Annotated in this window: 1 protein-coding gene; it reads left to right on the top strand. The window is 55.2% G+C overall.

The genetic code is table 11. From position 1 onward, the window contains the following. A partial coding sequence (locus tag OO70_RS56570; protein ID WP_234337165.1) for a hypothetical protein occupies window positions 1-217 on the top strand: 217 nt, incomplete at its 5' end. Between the last annotated feature and the right edge of the window lie 187 nt (window positions 218-404).

The raw sequence follows: 404 nt of genomic DNA, 5'->3' as shown, positions 1-404 counted from the left end.
TGGCTGTTTCGTCCGGCAATGGCTCGACCGCTTGGCCGAGTCGCATGGCTACTCCGAAGAGCAGGCGGGCCATGACTTTTGGTTTTCGCGTCAAGGCCACGGCGTTGGCTATTGGGACCGTGGTTTAGGCGACGCGGGCGACGCGCTCCACAAGGCCGCTAAGACGTTCAGCGAAGCTTACTGCGAAGTCTATCGCGGTTGGATTTACCACCGCTAACCCTAGAAAGGAAAACACGCCAATGCCTGCACTCAATTGGAATCACAGCAATGTGCGCGAGGTCGCAGACCTCTTGACTCGTCTCAATCCTAGCTTCGCTTTCACTGTTGATAGAGGCGTGGAGGTAATCAAGCGTCACGTTGAAAGTAACATGACTGCTCCGGGCTATCTCTCAATCTACGGATAC

Origin of the sequence: Streptomyces xylophagus (genome assembly GCF_000716435.1) — a bacterium.
GTDB classification, from domain to species: domain Bacteria; phylum Actinomycetota; class Actinomycetes; order Streptomycetales; family Streptomycetaceae; genus Streptomyces; species Streptomyces xylophagus.
This window is presented reverse-complemented; position numbering and strand designations above follow the sequence as displayed.